16 protein-coding genes and 1 pseudogene are annotated in these 15,100 nt (G+C 67.9%); 8 read left to right on the top strand and 9 right to left on the bottom strand.

Going from position 1 to position 15,100, the window contains the following annotated elements; all coding sequences use genetic code 11:
- Positions 1-21 precede the first annotated feature (21 nt).
- Complete coding sequence (mqo, locus tag AA983_RS09975; protein ID WP_231579582.1) at positions 22-1,524, bottom strand: malate dehydrogenase (quinone); 1,503 nt, start codon at positions 1,522-1,524, stop codon at positions 22-24.
- 98 nt (positions 1,525-1,622) lie between these two features.
- On the bottom strand, positions 1,623-2,831 hold the full coding sequence (gene dusB, locus AA983_RS09970; protein WP_047312075.1) for a tRNA dihydrouridine synthase DusB: 1,209 nt from the start codon (positions 2,829-2,831) through the stop codon (positions 1,623-1,625).
- Between the two features lie 71 nt (positions 2,832-2,902).
- Here dusB and AA983_RS09965 point away from each other — a divergent pair, with 71 nt between their 5' ends.
- From AA983_RS09965 to AA983_RS09945, 5 genes are read left to right on the top strand one after another with little or no spacing between them, the layout of a single operon-like run.
- Positions 2,903-3,232 carry a DUF6703 family protein gene (locus AA983_RS09965; RefSeq protein ID WP_047312074.1) on the top strand — a complete coding sequence of 110 codons (330 nt, stop codon included), beginning with the start codon at positions 2,903-2,905 and terminating at the stop codon, positions 3,230-3,232.
- 43 nt (positions 3,233-3,275) lie between these two features.
- Entirely contained in the window at positions 3,276-4,238 is a 963-nt protein-coding gene (locus AA983_RS09960) for a metal ABC transporter substrate-binding protein (protein WP_231579581.1), read from the top strand.
- Positions 4,235-5,080, top strand: a complete 846-nt coding sequence (locus AA983_RS09955; protein WP_047312072.1) for a metal ABC transporter ATP-binding protein — start codon at positions 4,235-4,237, stop codon at positions 5,078-5,080. Before AA983_RS09960 ends, AA983_RS09955 begins: the two co-directional genes overlap by 4 nt.
- Positions 5,073-6,080, top strand: coding sequence for a metal ABC transporter permease (locus AA983_RS09950; RefSeq protein WP_047312071.1), 1,008 nt, complete (start codon positions 5,073-5,075; stop codon positions 6,078-6,080). The genes AA983_RS09955 and AA983_RS09950 overlap by 8 nt, the downstream gene beginning before the upstream one ends.
- Complete coding sequence (locus AA983_RS09945) at positions 6,067-6,477, top strand: Fur family transcriptional regulator (protein ID WP_047312070.1); 411 nt, start codon at positions 6,067-6,069, stop codon at positions 6,475-6,477. The genes AA983_RS09950 and AA983_RS09945 overlap by 14 nt, the downstream gene beginning before the upstream one ends.
- Positions 6,478-6,512: 35 nt before the next feature.
- Here AA983_RS09945 and AA983_RS09940 read toward each other — a convergent pair whose 3' ends face one another.
- The 3 genes and pseudogenes from AA983_RS09940 to AA983_RS16015 all read right to left on the bottom strand — a co-directional run.
- Positions 6,513-7,409: an isoprenyl transferase gene (locus AA983_RS09940; protein ID WP_047312069.1), complete on the bottom strand. Its 897-nt coding sequence runs from the start codon at positions 7,407-7,409 to the stop codon at positions 6,513-6,515.
- Positions 7,406-8,203 carry a DNA repair protein RecO gene (recO, locus tag AA983_RS09935; protein WP_047312068.1) on the bottom strand — a complete coding sequence of 266 codons (798 nt, stop codon included), beginning with the start codon at positions 8,201-8,203 and terminating at the stop codon, positions 7,406-7,408. The genes AA983_RS09940 and recO overlap by 4 nt, the downstream gene beginning before the upstream one ends.
- Positions 8,204-8,356: 153 nt before the next feature.
- Positions 8,357-8,476: pseudogene (locus AA983_RS16015) on the bottom strand ((4Fe-4S)-binding protein); the annotation flags it as partial.
- A 129-nt stretch (positions 8,477-8,605) separates the two neighbouring features.
- Between AA983_RS16015 and AA983_RS09930 the strand changes: the two are divergent.
- Genes AA983_RS09930 through AA983_RS09920 form a run of 3 tightly spaced genes read left to right on the top strand, consistent with a single transcriptional unit; the run spans position 8,606 to position 9,907 of the window.
- Positions 8,606-9,247: an alpha-ketoglutarate-dependent dioxygenase AlkB gene (locus AA983_RS09930; protein ID WP_047312067.1), complete on the top strand. Its 642-nt coding sequence runs from the start codon at positions 8,606-8,608 to the stop codon at positions 9,245-9,247.
- A 49-nt stretch (positions 9,248-9,296) separates the two neighbouring features.
- Positions 9,297-9,590 carry a hypothetical protein gene (locus tag AA983_RS09925; RefSeq protein WP_156170331.1) on the top strand — a complete coding sequence of 98 codons (294 nt, stop codon included), beginning with the start codon at positions 9,297-9,299 and terminating at the stop codon, positions 9,588-9,590.
- Entirely contained in the window at positions 9,587-9,907 is a 321-nt protein-coding gene (locus AA983_RS09920; RefSeq protein ID WP_047312065.1) for a hypothetical protein, read from the top strand. Before AA983_RS09925 ends, AA983_RS09920 begins: the two co-directional genes overlap by 4 nt.
- 193 nt (positions 9,908-10,100) lie before the next feature.
- Here AA983_RS09920 and leuA read toward each other — a convergent pair whose 3' ends face one another.
- The 4 genes from leuA to AA983_RS09900 form a co-directional block, all read right to left on the bottom strand.
- Positions 10,101-11,849, bottom strand: coding sequence for a 2-isopropylmalate synthase (gene leuA / locus AA983_RS09915; protein ID WP_047312064.1), 1,749 nt, complete (start codon positions 11,847-11,849; stop codon positions 10,101-10,103).
- Between the two features lie 231 nt (positions 11,850-12,080).
- Positions 12,081-12,827, bottom strand: coding sequence for a class I SAM-dependent methyltransferase (locus AA983_RS09910; RefSeq protein WP_227484466.1), 747 nt, complete (start codon positions 12,825-12,827; stop codon positions 12,081-12,083).
- A gap of 16 nt (positions 12,828-12,843) precedes the next feature.
- A complete protein-coding gene (gene era, locus AA983_RS09905; protein ID WP_047312063.1) occupies positions 12,844-13,773 on the bottom strand; it encodes a GTPase Era in 930 nt (309 codons plus the stop codon).
- The gene (locus tag AA983_RS09900) at positions 13,773-15,083 is read right to left on the bottom strand and encodes a hemolysin family protein (RefSeq protein WP_047312062.1); all 1,311 of its coding nucleotides are present in this window, start codon (positions 15,081-15,083) and stop codon (positions 13,773-13,775) included. The genes era and AA983_RS09900 overlap by 1 nt, the downstream gene beginning before the upstream one ends.
- Positions 15,084-15,100 lie beyond the last annotated feature (17 nt).

Here is a 15,100-nt window from a genome sequence, read left to right as displayed (position 1 = left end):
CCGTTCGGCGTGCGGTGTGGCTCAGACGCGCTTGGGCAGGCCCAGGGTGACGTCGGCCTCGGCCTCGAGCTCGAGCGCCTTCTCCGGCTCGGCCTTCATGTCGGTGCCGAGCGTCGGCATGACCGAGCGCAGCTCGTCTTCCCACGTGCTCCACTCGTCCTTGAACGACGTGCGCAGGATGTCGAGCGCGATCGGCACTGCGGTGGACGCACCCGGCGAGGCGCCGAGCACGCCGGCGATCGAGCCGTTCGCCGAGCTGATGACCTCGGTACCGAACTGGAGCGTGCCCTTCGTGCCCGAAGCGGGCTTGATGATCTGCGCGCGCTGACCGGCGACGAAGAGCTTCCAGTCCTCGCTCTTGGCCGTCGGGGCGAAGTCACGCAGCGCCTCGATGCGCTTGGCCTGGTTGGCGATGAGGTCCTGCGCCAGCACCTTCGTCAGGCCGAGGTTGTCGAGACCGGCCGTCGCGATCGGCAGGAGGTTGTCACCGCGCAGCGACGCGAAGAGGTCGAGAACCGAGCCTTCCTTGAGGAACTTCGGCACGAGGCCTGCGAAAGGGCCGAACAGCGCGGTGCGCTGGCCGTCGATGATGCGGGCGTCGAGGTGCGGCATCGACATGGGCGGAGCACCCTCGGCGGCCTTGCCGTACACCTTGGTGTTGTGCTTCGAGGTGAGCGCCGTGTTCTCCGTCGACAGGAACGTGCCGGAGACCGGGAACAGGCCGTAACCCTTGACCTCGGGAACGCCCGCCTTGCGCAGCAGCTTCAGCGTGTAGCCGCCGGCGCCGATGAGCACGAGCTTCGTGCGCACCGTCTTGGCGGCACCGTCACGCAGGTTCTTGACCGCGACGTTCCACATCCCGTCGGAGTTGCGCGAGATGTCGGTGACGTCGTGCTCGAGCTCCAGCGAACCACCGCGGGCCGTGAAGTCGGTGAAGAGCTGTCGCGTCACGGCACCGAAGTCGACGTCGGTACCGCTCGGGGCATAGGTGGCGGCGATCTTCTCACCAGCAGGGCGGCCCGCGATGAGCAGCGGCGACCACTGCTCGATCTGGCCGTAGTCCTCCGAGTGCTCCATGTCGTGGAAGAACGGGTGCGCCGAGAGAAGACGGTGACGCTCACGCAGGAACTTCTGGTTCGCGTCGCCCTTGACGAACGACATGTGCGGCGTGTTGTTGATGAACGTCGACGGCTCACGCAGAGCGCCCTCGCGCACGAGCGAACCCCAGAAGGTCTTCGTCGTCATGAACTGCGAGTGGATGCCGATGGCCTTCGTGATGTCGACGCTGCCGTCGGGCATCTCAGGCGTGTAGTTGAGCTCGCACAGCGCCGCGTGGCCGGTGCCCGCGTTGTTCCAGCCGTTCGACGACTCCTTCGCCACGGCGTCCAGACGCTCGTAGACGCTCAGTTTCCACTCGGGGTGGACTCGCTGGATCATGGCCGCCAGCGTCGCGCTGACGATGCCGCCTCCGACGAGAACGACGTCCACGGACTCGGATGCGCTCTTCGCGCCCTCGTTGTTCACCCACATACCCCTTCACATCGCGTATTCAGGCTCTCCCGACGACGATACTCGGCGGTCACGACCCGCGGCCACTCGGTGTGCACGCTGTGACGCGTTGCTCAGCCGCCGGAGTTCTCCGCCTCGGCCTCGGCGACCCACGCCGCCTGCTGCGCGGTGAGGTCCTGCGTGTCCAGCCACCCCTCGGGTAGGACGACGCGTCGCTCGCTTCCGGCGCGACCGCGCGGCCCCTCCGCAGGGGCGCCGGGCCACGGCTGGTCGAGGTCGAGGCTCGCGATGAGGTCGTCGAGCGAGGCGAGCGAATCGACGAGCGCCAACTGGTGGCGAAGCTGCGAGCCGACGGGGAAGCCCTTGAAGTACCAGGCGATGTGCTTGCGAATGTCGCGGCAGCCCTTCACCTCGTCGTCGTAGAACTCGATGAGGTACTCGGCGTGACGACGCAGCGTGGCGCACACCTCCCCGAGGCCGGGGTCGACGCGGGCGTCGGAGCCGGCGAAGGCAGCAGCGAGTTCGGTGAAGAGCCACGGACGACCGAGGCAGCCGCGTCCGACGACGACGCCGTCGCACCCGGTCTCGGTGACCATGCGCAGCGCGTCGTCCGCGGACCAGATGTCGCCGTTGCCGAGCACGGGGATGCTCGTCACCGTCTGCTTGAGGTCGCGGATGGCGCTCCAGTCGGCGTGACCCGAATAGGCCTGCGACGCGGTGCGCGCGTGCAGCGCGACGGCGGCCGCGCCCTCGCCCTCGGCGATGCGGCCGGCCTCGAGGAAGGTCAGGTGGTCGGCGTCGATGCCCTTGCGCATCTTGACGGTGACGGGAATGTCGTACGGCGCCGCTTCACGGATGACCGAGCTGACGATGCCGCGGAACAGCTCCGTCTTCCACGGCAGGGCCGAGCCGCCGCCCTTGCGCGTCACCTTGGGTACCGGGCAGCCGAAGTTGAGGTCGATGTGGTCGGCGCGTCCCTCGCTCGCGAGGATGCGGGCCGCGCGTCCGGCGTTGACCGGATCGGTGCAGTACAGCTGGATCGAGCGAGGGTTCTCGTCCGGGTCGGTTTCGATGAGCTTCATCGTGATGGGGGTGCGCTCGACGAGGGCGCGCGAGGTGATCATCTCGCTGACGTAGAGCGACGTCGCACCGCTCGCCCCACCGGCCACGGCGCCCTCGGTGCCGTACTGACGACACAGGCGTCGGAAGGCCCGGTTCGTGATGCCCGCCATCGGCGCGAGCACAACCGGGGAGTCGATCGTGTGGCGCCCGATCTGCAGGGGCGCGAGAACGGGCGTGGCGGGGCGGTCGAGAACAGTCATCGCGTCCCATTCTCCCACCTCGCAGCGAGTGCCCCGAAAGCGCGAGCGCGGGCGTCCACTACGCTTGTTCGGTGCCCGAGAACGAGTCCACGAACGACCAGCGCCCCGAAGTCTCCGTCAGCACGACGCGCGCGAAGGTGATGCACGCGTCCGACCCCGCCGTCGGCGCGATGGCCCGCCTCCCCCAGGGCGCCGTCGTCACGGCGTTCGTCGTCGTCATGGTGATCGGCATCGTCTTCCGGGGCGTCATCGGCGCGATCTGCTTCGGCCTCGTCTCGCTCGTGCTGGGCTGGCTGCTCTACCTGTCGTGGAACCAACTGCGCCCCGTCGACCGACTGGCGCGCGCCGCCGTCCTGTGTCTGACGGTGGCCGTCACCGTCGTCCTCGCCGTTCCCAAGTGAGCGATTTTGACAATGATTCTCACTTGAGGTGAGAATGGTTGTCATGCTTCGCACCTCACGCCTCAGCCTCGCCGCATCCGCCCTCGTCGCCACCACGGCCCTCACGGCCTGTGGTTCGGGATCGTCGAATTCGGGTTCGGGCGACAAGGTCGAGACGGTCGCGAGCTTCTACACCCTGCAGTACGCGCTCGAGCGCATCGGCGGCGACCGTGTGGAGGTCTCCTCGCTGACGAAGCCCGGGCAAGAACCGCACGACATCGACCCCTCGCCCAAACAGATCGCCTCGCTGGCCGACGCCGACCTCGCGGTCTACCTCAAGGGGTTCCAGCCGAGCGTCGACGCGGCCGTCTCCTCGAACGCGAAGAAGGACAAGACGCTCGACGTCGCACCCGATGCGGACATGACGCTCAAGCTGTCGTCGACCGAGAGTGTCGGCGGCGAGGCCCACGAGCACAGCGAGGGCGACGGGCACGACCACAGCGGGGACACGGACCCGCACTTCTGGCTCGACCCGGTGCGCTACAAGGCCGTCGTTCAGGCCGTCGGTGCGCGCCTGGCCAAGGCCGATCCGGAGGGCAAGGCCACGTACGAGGCGAACACGAAGAAGATGGTGGCCGACCTCGACGCGCTGAACACCGAGTTCAAGAGCGGCTTGGCGAACTGCACGAACAAGACCCTCGTCACGGGCCACGCGGCGTTCGGCTACCTCGCGAGCCGGTACGGTTTCACGCAGGTCGGCGTCAGCGGCGTCTCCCCCGAGGCCGAGCCCACGCCGCAGCGCCTCAAGGCCGTGGCCGCGTTCGCGAAGAAGCACGACACGACGACGATCTACTCGGAGACCCTCGTCTCACCGAAGACCGCCGAAACGGTGGCCAAGCAGACCGGCGCGAAGGTCGCCGTGCTCGACCCGCTCGAAGGCCTGACCGACGCGAGCAAGGGCAAGAACTACTTCGAGGTCATGAAGTCCAACCTCACAACGCTGAAGCAGGGGCAAGGGTGCAAGTGAAGGACGACAGTGAGCCGGTGATCCGGCTGCGCTCGGCCGCGTTCGGCTACGAAGGGCGGGCCGTCGTCAGTGACGTCGACCTCGACATCAATCACGGCGAGATCATCGCGGTGCTCGGGCCGAACGGTTCCGGTAAGTCGACGCTGATGCGCGGTGTGCTCGGCCTCAACGACCACGTGAGCGGCGAGGTGGAGCTCTTCGGCACGCCCGCGGCCGAGTTCAAGGAGCGCACGCGCATCGGCTACGTGCCGCAGCGCCACACGCTCTCGGGGTCCGTTCGGGCGACGGTCGAGGAGATCGTCGAAGTCGGCCGGCTGCCGCACCGACGCTGGTACAAGCGCGCGAGCGCCGAGGATCGTCGTCTCGTCGCTGAGGCCCTTTCCGAAGTAGGCCTCGCCGACCGTGCGCTCGCCGACGTCTCCACGCTCTCGGGCGGTCAGCACCGTCGCGTCCTCATCGCTCGAGCGCTCGCCGCACAGCCGGACGTCCTCGTCATGGACGAACCGACGGCGGGCGTCGACACGGCCAGCCAGGAAGTGCTCGCCGAGGTGCTCCAGAGCCTCGCCGCGACCGGTGTCACCATGGTGATCGTCACCCACGAGATCGAAGCGCTGCGCGGCGTCATCACCCGCGTGGTCGAGGTGACCCACGGGCGCATCTCCTTCGACGGCACGCCCGGCGAGTACGGGCAGCGGTTCGCCCGCACCATCTCCGACGACCACCTGCACGTTCCCGGCGCTCACGACGCACACCACGACGCCGAGCACCACGTGCCCGGCCCGAGTTACGCCGTCGGACCGCTCGATCCGTCCCCACGCCACGAAGGAGGCCGACGTGGCTGAACTGTTCGCCCTCGACGCGATGCGTCACGCGCTCGTCGCGGCGCTGCTCGTCGGCGCTGCGGCGCCGGCGGTCGGCGTCTTCCTCGTCCAGCGCCGCCTGTCGCTCATCGGTGACGGCATCGGCCACGTCGCCCTGGCGGGCGTGGCCGTCGGTGTGCTCTTCTCGACGTCACCCATCCTGACGGCCCTCATCGCCGCCGTCCTGGCGGCGTGCGCCATCGAGTTCATTCGCCTGCGCGGCACGACGAACGCCGACGTGGCGCTGGCCGTCATGTTCTACGGCGGCATCGCGGCCGGCGTCGTGCTGCTGGCGCGCGCGGACAACGCGGGTCAGACGTCGATCAACCAGTACCTCTTCGGTTCGATCCTCACGACGGCCAGCGACCAGCTGTGGCAGTTCGGTGCCCTGGCGCTCGTCGCCGTCGGCGCCACGACGGTGCTGCGCAAGCGACTCTTCGCCGTCGCCAACGACGAGGAGTACGCGCGTGCGGTCGGCCTCCCCGTCGTGCCGCTCAACCTCCTGCTGTCGATCCTCACGTCGGTGACGGTGGTGCTCTCGATGCGCGTCATCGGCCTGCTGCTCATCTCGGCGCTGATGATCCTGCCGAACGCGACCGGCCAGATCCTCGCCCGCAGCTTCCGCCTGACGACGGCGATCGCCGTGATCATCGGATGCCTCAGCGGCCTCAGCGGCGTCGTGTCGGCCTACTACCTCGACACCCCGCCCGGCGGAACGGTTGTGCTCGTGGCCGTCGGCATCTTCCTGGCCGCGTCCTTCGCGAGCGCCGTCGTGCGTTCCACTCGGGCGCGGCATGCGCGTCGGGTCACGCATCACGCGCACGAGCACCGAGAGGGTTGCGGTCACCCGACGGTGCGCCACGGCGACCACGTCGACTACCTTCACGACGGCGAGTACCACGCACCGCACAAGGACCACTGGGACGCTCACGCGCCCGCCGATGCTGCGCCGAGCCCGAGGAGGCACGATGTCGACGCGTAAGCCCACCCGCCAGCAGGCCGCCGTCAGCGCCAAGCTCGACGAACTTGACGACTTCACCTCAGCGCAGGAGTTGCACGCACAGCTGCGTGCCTCCGGCGAGACGGTCGGCCTCGCCACCGTGTACCGGACACTGCAGAACCTCGCCGGCGACGGCACCGTTGACGTGCTGCGTACCGATGACGGCGAGGCGATCTACCGCAGCTGCGCGACGTCGAAGCATCACCACCACCTCGTGTGCCGTAACTGCGGACACACGGTCGAGGTGGAGGGCCCGACGGTCGAGCAGTGGGCCGATTCGGTGGCCGCGCACCACGGCTTCACCGAGGCGACACACCAGATCGAGATCTTCGGATTGTGCGCGCAGTGCTCGACGAGGAAGACGCACGTCTCGCGCTGACATCGCACAGCCTGCGCCTCGTCGGCGCGCGCTCGTCAGTCGATGAGGCCGTCGTCGTCGTAGATGCCACCGTCAGGGGCGTCGGGGTCGGCCATGAGCTGCGGGTCGTAGCCGGCCTTCGGCTTGGCGGCCTGCGCCTCGGTATTTTCGCTCTCAGCGGCGCTCACCGCGTCGACGGCGCCACCGTAGCGACGGTCGCGGCGGGCGTAGGTGTCGACGGCTTCCCAGAGCATTCGGCGGTCGAAGTCGGGCCACAGGGTGTCGAGGAATACCATCTCGGCGTAGGCACTCTGCCAGAGCTGGAAGTTGCTCGTGCGCTGCTCGCCGGAGCTGCGGACGAACAGATCGACGTCCGGCAGCTCCGGCGCGTAGAGGTAGCTCTGGATCGTCTTCTCGGTGATCTTCTTCGGCGACAGACGACCCGCGGCGACGTCCTCGGCCATGGCGCGCGTGGCGTCGACGAGTTCGGCGCGTCCGCCGTAGTTGACGCACATCTGCAGGGTGCAGACGGTGTTGTTCTTCGTGCGCTCCTCGGCGCGCTCGAGTTCGCGCACGACCGAGCGCCACAGGCGAGGCTTGCGGCCGCTCCAGATGACGCGCACGCCCCACGAGTCGAGCAGGTCGACGCGGCGACGGATGGTGTCGCGGTTGAAGCCCATGAGGAAGCGCACTTCTTCGGGCGAACGGCGCCAGTTCTCCGTCGAGAAGGCGTAGGCGGAGATGTTCTTGACGCCGATGTCGATGCAGCCGGCGACGACGTCGATGAGCATCGCCTCGCCCGCCTCGTGGCCCTTGGTGCGCGGCAGGCCTCGCTCGTTCGCCCAGCGGCCGTTGCCGTCCATCACCATGGCGATGTGCTGAGGAATCAACTCGGCCGGGATCGCCGGGGGCGTGGCCCCACTCGGGTGCGGTTCGGGCTTGATCGGCGTCACGAATGGTGTCCTTCCGAGGCGGTCGCGGGAGCGGCCGGACGAGCGGGGGCCGCGGCGATCTCGTGGTCTCCGCGGTCGACGTGGCGCAGCGAGCGTACGCCGTGTTCAAGGTGCCACTGTACGTACGAGGCGATGAGGGCACTCGACTGGCGGCGCACGCGATCATCGGTGGCGGCGACGCCGATCCAGTCGCCTCGCATGAGGGCGTCCATGAGGACGAAGGTCTCCGACGCGGGCGCGCTTGAACCCGGTGGCCGGCACTGCGGACACACCGCTCCCCCGGACGCGACGTTGAACGAGCGGTGCGGACCCGGGTCGCCGCAGCCGGCGCAGTCGCGGAAGCTCGGCGTCCAGCCGGCCGTGGCGACGGCGCGCACGAGGTAGGCGTCGAGCACGAGGTAGGCCGGAATCTTGTTCTGCGCAAGGGCCGCCAGGGCTCCGGCGAGGAGGTTGAAGTGGGCGAGGACGCGGTCGGAATCCTCACAGAGCCGATCGGCCGTCTCGAGCATGGCGGCGCACGCGGTGTAGGCCGAGTAGTCCTTGGAGATGGCGTCGCCGTACGGCGCGAGGATGTCGACCTGGGTCACGGTGTCGAGGTTGCGCCCCTCGTACATCTGCACGTCGATGACCATGCCCGGTTCGAGGCGCGCCCCGAACTTCGACTTCGTCTTACGCACGCCCTTCGCGACGGCACGCTTCTTGCCGTGGTTGCGGGTGAGCATCGTGATGATGCGGTCGGCCTCCCCCAGCTTGTGGGTACGTAGCACGATCGCTGCGTCGCGGTAGAGGGCCATGACTCCATTGTCTCGCGGGCGTCAACACGGGGCGGGGGGGCGCGCCGTTGCCGAGTTCGGTTCCGCTTCTTGGTGACGGTTGGGGCAGGTGGTGACGTTTGTCCGTCACCACCTGCCCCAACCGTCACCACCTAGCGGCCACCAGGTGCGCGCTCAGTGCTCCTCGATGTGCAGGGCCCCGGACGGGCAGCGCCCCACAACCTCGCGCAGGTGATCGGCCGAGGCTTCGTCGGGAGCTTGCTCGGGATTGATCCAGGGACGCTCGGACGTGTTGAAGACGCTCGGCGTTCAGTGCTCCAGCTGGTGAGGTTTGCTGCGGTTGGTGACGTTGCAACGTCACCAACCGCAGCAAACCTCACCAGCTGACCTCCGTCGCAGCTCTCCCATGCCATAATCGAACGCATGTTCGGAGGTTTACAGGGTTCACTGCTCGACCAGGTCGACGAGGTCGGCGTCCGCCCGCTCGCCGGCGCCGTACGTCGCACCGAGTTGTCGCGTGGTGCGTGGGTCGATCTGCGCCCGGGCTTCATCACCGGCGCTGACGAACTGTTCACGCGCCTCAATCTCGGCGGTAGCGCCGGAGTCGACTGGCAGGGTGAACGTCGCGTCATGTGGGAGAAGGAAGTGGACACGCCACGCCTCCTGCGCTTCTATCGCGGCGACGAGACGTGGCCCGATCCGGTGATGCGTGAAGCACAGGATGCTCTGAGCCGTCACTACTTCCCGGAACTCGGTGAGCCCTTCACCACGGCGGGAATGTGCCTGTACCGCGACGGCCGAGACTCTGTCGCCTGGCACGGTGACAAGGAGGGCCGCTCGAGCACGCAGGACACGATGATCGCCATCGTCTCGATCGGCTCACCGCGCACGCTCGCGCTGCGTCCGGTCGGAGGCGGCAACAGCCTGCGTTTCCAGATCGGGCACGGCGACCTGCTCGTCATGGGTGGGAGTTGCCAACGGACCTGGGAACACGCGGTGCCCAAGACGACCAAGCCCGTCGGCCCGCGCATCAGCATCCAGTTCCGGCCGTACAACGTCCGCTGAAGGCACTCGTGCTGGGCGAACGTCCAGCGTCGCCGCATAGAGTCCACGCATGGACGCTGCACAGAGACTGATCCGGGTCCAGGAGCTCATGGACGCCGTCATCGCCGACACCGAGGCAATCCGAGCGCTCACGCGCGACCTGCCCGCCATGGGTGAGCGCTTCGACGCCGTCGACGCCGCCCACCACGAGACGTGGAGCGAGAACCCGGACGACCCGGGCGCGGTCTCGATGCCCGTCATCAGCGACGACTACCCGTGGGACATCGCGACGGCCCGCAGCAACGCGCTGCGTCACCTCGTGCGCACCACCGCCGACCTGCACACCCAGGAGCGTGACGCGTGAGCACCGACGCAACGAACAGTTCAGCGAGTGAGCCTCTGAAGACTGGTCGCGATCAGAGCACCCTCGACGCCGTCGAGCACGACACCGCGCGCATCGCCCGGTTCACGAGCGAGCTGCGCACGATGGACGCCCGCTTCAGCGAGTTCGACGCGTACTACCGCGGCGCCTGGAGCACCGATCGTGACGACGAGGACGCCCCCAACCTGGCCGTCACCGGCGAGGACTACCCCTGGGACGCCCTCAACGACTACCTCGACGCCCTGCGCGAACTCCTGCGTGTTGCCACCGAACTGCAGACGCGCGAACGTCGTCCCTGATCTCGAACTGGCCCCCGGCCTCACGGCAGGCTCCCCCGCCCAGCGCCGGTCTCCTGCGACACACGACCGGCCGCCGACAGACATGACGAAGCGGGTGGAGCCCAGTACCTTCCCCGGTTACTGGGTTCCACCCGCCCACATGATTATGCCGTCAATCGTGCGCTGATGCCCACGCGAGCGATCACACGACCGCTCAGGCGTTCACCTTCGCAGCGTCACGCTCCGCGCGGTTGACCGCCGACAGGATCGCCATGAGCGAGGCCTTGACCGTCGACTCGTGGATGCCGACGCCCCACAGCACGCGGTCGCCGATGGCCACCTCGACGTACGCCGCAGCGCGCGACGCCTCGCCCGAGCTCAACGTGTGCTCCGAGTAGTCGAGCAGGCGCACGTCGACGTCGATGCTGCTCAGCGCGTCGAAGAACGCGTCGATCGGGCCGTTACCGGTGCCCGTGATCGTGAGCGGCTCCCCCGCGTCCGTGAGGCGCGCGACGATGTGGTCACGCCCGTCGTCCGTCGACTCGAGCGAGTGACCGACCGGCGAGAAGCGGCCCCACGCGGAGTCACCCGTGCCCGTACCCGGCAGGTACTCGTCGGAGAACGTCTCCCACAGCCACTGCGGCGTCACCTCGCCGCCCGCAGAGTCCGTCCACTTCTGGACGACGCCCGCGAACTCGATCTGCAGACGACGCGGCAGGTCGAGGTTGTGCTCGCTCTTGAGCAGGTACGCGACGCCGCCCTTGCCCGACTGGCTGTTGACGCGCACGACCGCCTCGTACGAGCGGCCCACGTCGTGCGGGTCGACCGGCAGGTACGGCACGCCCCAGACGAGCTCGTTGATCGGCTTGCCCGTCTCCTTGGACTGACGATCCATGTCGTCGAAGCCCTTCTTGATGGCGTCCTGGTGCGAGCCGGAGAAGGCCGTGAAGACGAGGTCGCCGCCGTAGGGGTGGCGCTCGGGCACCGGCATCTGGTTGCAGTACTCGACCGTCGACCGGATCGTCTGGATGTCGGAGAAGTCGATCTGGGGATCGACGCCCTGGCCGAACAGGTTGAGGCCCAGCGTCACGAGGCACACGTTGCCGGTGCGCTCACCGTTGCCGAACAGGCAGCCCTCGATGCGGTCGGCGCCGGCCATGTAACCCAGCTCGGCCGCCGCGACGCCCTCACCCCGGTCGTTGTGCGGGTGCAGCGACAGGATGACCGATTCGCGGCGGTTGAGGTTGCGCGACATCCACTCGATCGAGTCGGCGTAGACGTTCGGCGTCGCCATCTCCACCGTCGCCGGCAGGTTGATGATCATCTTGTGGTCCGGCGTCGGGTCGATGACGTCGATGACCTCGTTGCAGATGCGTGCCGCGAACTCCAGCTCGGTGCCCGTGTAGGACTCCGGCGAGTACTCGTAGTACACCTTCGTCTCGGGGATCGTCTCCTCGAGCTTCTTGCACAGGCGCGCGCCCTGCAGCGCGATGTCGACGATGCCGTCCTGGTCGAGGTTGAACACGACGCGGCGCTGCAGCACCGACGTCGAGTTGTAGAAGTGAACGATCGCCTGCGGAGCACCCTTGATTGCGTCGAACGTCTTCTCGATGAGGTGGTCGCGGCACTGCGTCAGCACCTGGATCGTCACGTCGTCCGGGATGTGCCCGCCGTCGATCAGGTCACGCACGAAGTTGAAGTCGGTGTCGGACGCCGAGGGGAAACCGACCTCGATGTCCTTGTAGCCCATGTCGACGAGCAGCTTGAACATGCGCATCTTGCGCTCGGAGTTCATCGGGTCGATGAGCGCCTGGTTGCCGTCACGCAGGTCGACCGCGCACCAGCGCGGGGCCTTGTCGATGACCTTGTCGGGCCACGTGCGATCGGGCAGGTCGACCTTGATCTGCTCGTGGAAGGGGACGTACTTGCCGATCGGCATCGTCGTCGGCTGCTGTGCGTGCATTTGGGTTTTCGCCTCACTGCGTTTCGTTGCGGGTGCCGGCCGAGCACCATTCAACTCCGCGGTGAGGATGGCCGACTATCTGGCCCCACCGCGGCATCGAAGAAGGAGGCTCACTCCCTGCGAAAAGCGCACGTCACCAACCTAGGCGTGACGGGGCGCACAGCGCCACCCCTCGAGACGACCGTTTCAGAAAACGGACAGCGTTGCGGCGGGCAAAGAGTGGGCGTCCCGTCAGCGGCGGATGTCGCTCGCGCGGCGGATGACGAGATACTTCTCGTCGAGTTCCTCGATGGAGTACTTGCCGATCGGCACCTCGGAGACGACGAGTTCCTCGTCGAGCGAGAACGGCGCGATGCGCGTCGTCACCTCGCGCACGATCTCGCCGTCACGCACGGTGCGGTAGGTGTTCGTGATCTCGACGCGCCCGTCCTTGACCGGCACCGTCTGACGCCAGCGCTCGTAGGTGTTGCGGCCCATTGTGGCGCTGGCCGACTTCACCATCTCCTCACCGGTCTCGACGACGCCGTACGCGCGGCTCATGAGGATCGGGGCGCCCTCCGGCAGCACCTGGGCCATGCGGTCCCAGAACGCCTGACGGGCCCGTCCGCCGAGGAAGTAGATGACGTTGAACAGCAGCGCGCCGCCGATCTGCTCGGGCATCCACGCGTCGAGGATGGAGTTCGGCACGACGGTCGTGCGCTCACGCAGTTCGGGGCGTTCGGCCACGCGCATCATGAGCATCGAGCGCATCCAGGCGTCGGGCTCGACAGCGATGAGCTCGGAGTCGGGGAACTGCTCGGCGAGGGCCAGCGTCGTCAGGCCCGAACCCGGGCCGATGTCGACGAGCGGTAGGTCCGGCTTGAAGCCTGCTGCCTCCCACGGGATTCCGCCGACGTAGTCCGTCGCTGGATCGATCGGCAGACGCAGCGTGTCACCGAATTCGGCCCACGCCTCGTGATCCTTCATGTTGTCAGCCATCGTGTCGTTCACACCCTCAGAAATTGAATCCCAGCTTGCCCAGCTGCTTGGGGTCGCGCTGCCAGTCCTTCGCGACCTTGACGTGCAGATCGAGGTAGACCTTCTGGCCGAGGAGCTTCTCGATGCCCTCACGCGCCGTCGTGCCCACCTCGCGCAGACGCGAACCACCGCGCCCGATGATGATCGCCTTCTGGCTCGAGCGCTCGACGAACACGTTGACGCGCACGTCCATGAGCGGCTTGTCCTCGGGGCGCCCCTCGCGCGGCACCATCTCCTCGACGACGACGGCGAGCGAGTGCGGCAGTTCGTCGCGCACACCCTCGAGCGCGGCCTCGCGGATGAGTTCGGCGATCATGACGATCTGCGGCTCGTCGGTGAGCACGTCCTCCGGATACAGCTTCGGCGACGGCGGCAGGTAGCTCGTGAGCACCTTCGCGACGTCCTCGACCTGACGCCCGGAGACGGCGGAGCACGGCACGATCTCCGCCCACTCCCCCAGTCGGTCGACCTCGATGAGGTGCTCGGCGAGGCGTTCACGATCGACCTTGTCGGTCTTCGTCACGATGGCGACGACCGGCTTGCGGCGCACGCGCTGCAGCTCGGCGAGGTCCTTCGCGATGTACTGGTCGCCCGGGCCGACCTTCTGATCGGCGGGCAGGCAGAAACCGATGACGTCGACGTCCAGCAGCGTCTCGCGCACGACGTCGTTGAGTCGCTCCCCGAGGAGCGTGCGGGGCTTGTGCAGCCCGGGGGTGTCGACGAGGACGATCTGCCCGTCGTCCTGCGTGAGAATGCCGCGGATCGTGTGACGCGTCGTCTGCGGCTTGCTCGACGTGATGGCGACCTTCTCGCCCACGAGGGCGTTCGTCAGCGTCGACTTGCCGGCGTTGGGCCGGCCCACGAGGCAGGCGAACCCTGCCCGGTACGTGCTCTCGTCAGTGTTCATCACACCATCTCCTCCGCGCCGCTGTTGGCGGCGTGTTCATCCCCGCGCTCGGCGGGATCTTCGTCTCCGACGCGCTCGACCACGAGGGTGGCCAGCTGGTGGCGTCGTCCGGCCATCTTCTCAGCCGTGAGGCGCAGACCCGCAATCTCACCGGTGGCGCCGGGCAGCGGCATCCGTCCGTCGATCTTCGCGAGCAGACCGCCCACGGTGTCGATGTCGTCCTCTTCGATCGTGACGCCGAACAGCTCGCCCAGGTCGTCGATCGACATGCGCGCGGGCACGCGGGTGTGGCCGTCCCCGAGATCTTCGACGCCCGGCGTGACGCGGTCGTACTCGTCATCGATCTCACCGACGATCTCCTCGACGATGTCCTCCATCGTCACGAGGCCCGCGGTGCCGCCGTACTCGTCGACGACGATGGCGAAGTGGACGCGGTCGCGCTGCATCTCCTTGAGCAGGGCGTCGACCGGCTTCGACTCGGGCACGAACGCCATGTCGCGCATGACCTCGCTGATGCGGATCTCCTCGGCCTCACCCGTGAGGTGACGACGCACGACGTCCTTGAAGTAGAGCAGGCCGACGATGTCGTCGGTGTTCTCGCCGACGACGGGCACGCGGGAGAAGCCGGAACGCACGAAGAGGTTCATCGCCTGGCGCAGGCTCTTGTGGCCGTCGATGACGATCATGTCGGTGCGCGGCACCATGACCTCGCGCACGATGGTGTCGCCGAGTTCGAAGACCGAGTGGATCATGCGCCGTTCGTCGGCCTCGATGAGGTCGGAATCCTCGGCCAGGTCGACGAACTCGCGCAATTCGGCCTCGGAGTCGAACGGGCCTTCGCGGTAGCCCTCGCCCGGGGTGACGGCGTTGCCGAGGGCCACGAGCATCCGTGCCAACGGCGAGAGGACCTTGAGCGCAACGAGCAGCGGACGCGACGCGGCGAGCGCCACGGCGTCGGCGTGCTGGTGGCCGAGCGTGCGCGGCGAGACGCCGACGAGCACGAACGAGACGACCGCCATGACGGCCACCGCCGTGATGAGCGCGGGCCAGAAGTCGTCGAAGATGCGGGTGGCCGCGACGGTAACGAGCACGGCCGCCGTCATCTCGGCACCGACGCGCATGAAGGTGAGCACCATAAGCGCGGTGCTGTGTCGTTCGACGACGGCTCCGAGCGCCGGCGCGGCGGCGTGGCCGTCCTCGGCGAGCGACGCGACGCGCAGGCGCGTCATGCGGCTGACGGCGGATTCCACGAGGGCGAACCCGAAGCCCAGCACCACGCTGACGAGCGCGGCGATCAGCACGATCGTCACGTGCGTTTCACTCCCCG

Source organism: Dermacoccus sp. PE3 (genome assembly GCF_001021715.1).
In the GTDB taxonomy this organism is placed as follows: domain Bacteria; phylum Actinomycetota; class Actinomycetes; order Actinomycetales; family Dermatophilaceae; genus Dermacoccus; species Dermacoccus abyssi.
The sequence above is the reverse complement of the archived record's forward strand: the minus strand, read 5'-3'. Positions and strand labels throughout refer to the sequence as shown.

Bases quoted from the DNA above. Each gene is read 5' to 3' on its own strand.
- AA983_RS09910 (WP_227484466.1), bottom strand. From the start codon at position 12,827: ATGGCTGACAACATGAAGGATCACGAGGCGTGGGCCGAATTCGGTGAC.
- AA983_RS09930 (WP_047312067.1), top strand. From the start codon at position 8,606: ATGTTCGGAGGTTTACAGGGTTCACTGCTCGACCAGGTCGACGAGGTC.
- AA983_RS09960 (WP_231579581.1), top strand. From the start codon at position 3,276: ATGCTTCGCACCTCACGCCTCAGCCTCGCCGCATCCGCCCTCGTCGCC.
- AA983_RS09925 (WP_156170331.1), top strand. From the start codon at position 9,297: ATGGACGCTGCACAGAGACTGATCCGGGTCCAGGAGCTCATGGACGCC.
- leuA (WP_047312064.1), bottom strand. From the start codon at position 11,849: ATGCACGCACAGCAGCCGACGACGATGCCGATCGGCAAGTACGTCCCC.
- recO (WP_047312068.1), bottom strand. From the start codon at position 8,203: ATGGCCCTCTACCGCGACGCAGCGATCGTGCTACGTACCCACAAGCTG.
- dusB (WP_047312075.1), bottom strand. From the start codon at position 2,831: ATGACTGTTCTCGACCGCCCCGCCACGCCCGTTCTCGCGCCCCTGCAG.
- era (WP_047312063.1), bottom strand. From the start codon at position 13,773: ATGAACACTGACGAGAGCACGTACCGGGCAGGGTTCGCCTGCCTCGTG.
- AA983_RS09945 (WP_047312070.1), top strand. From the start codon at position 6,067: ATGTCGACGCGTAAGCCCACCCGCCAGCAGGCCGCCGTCAGCGCCAAG.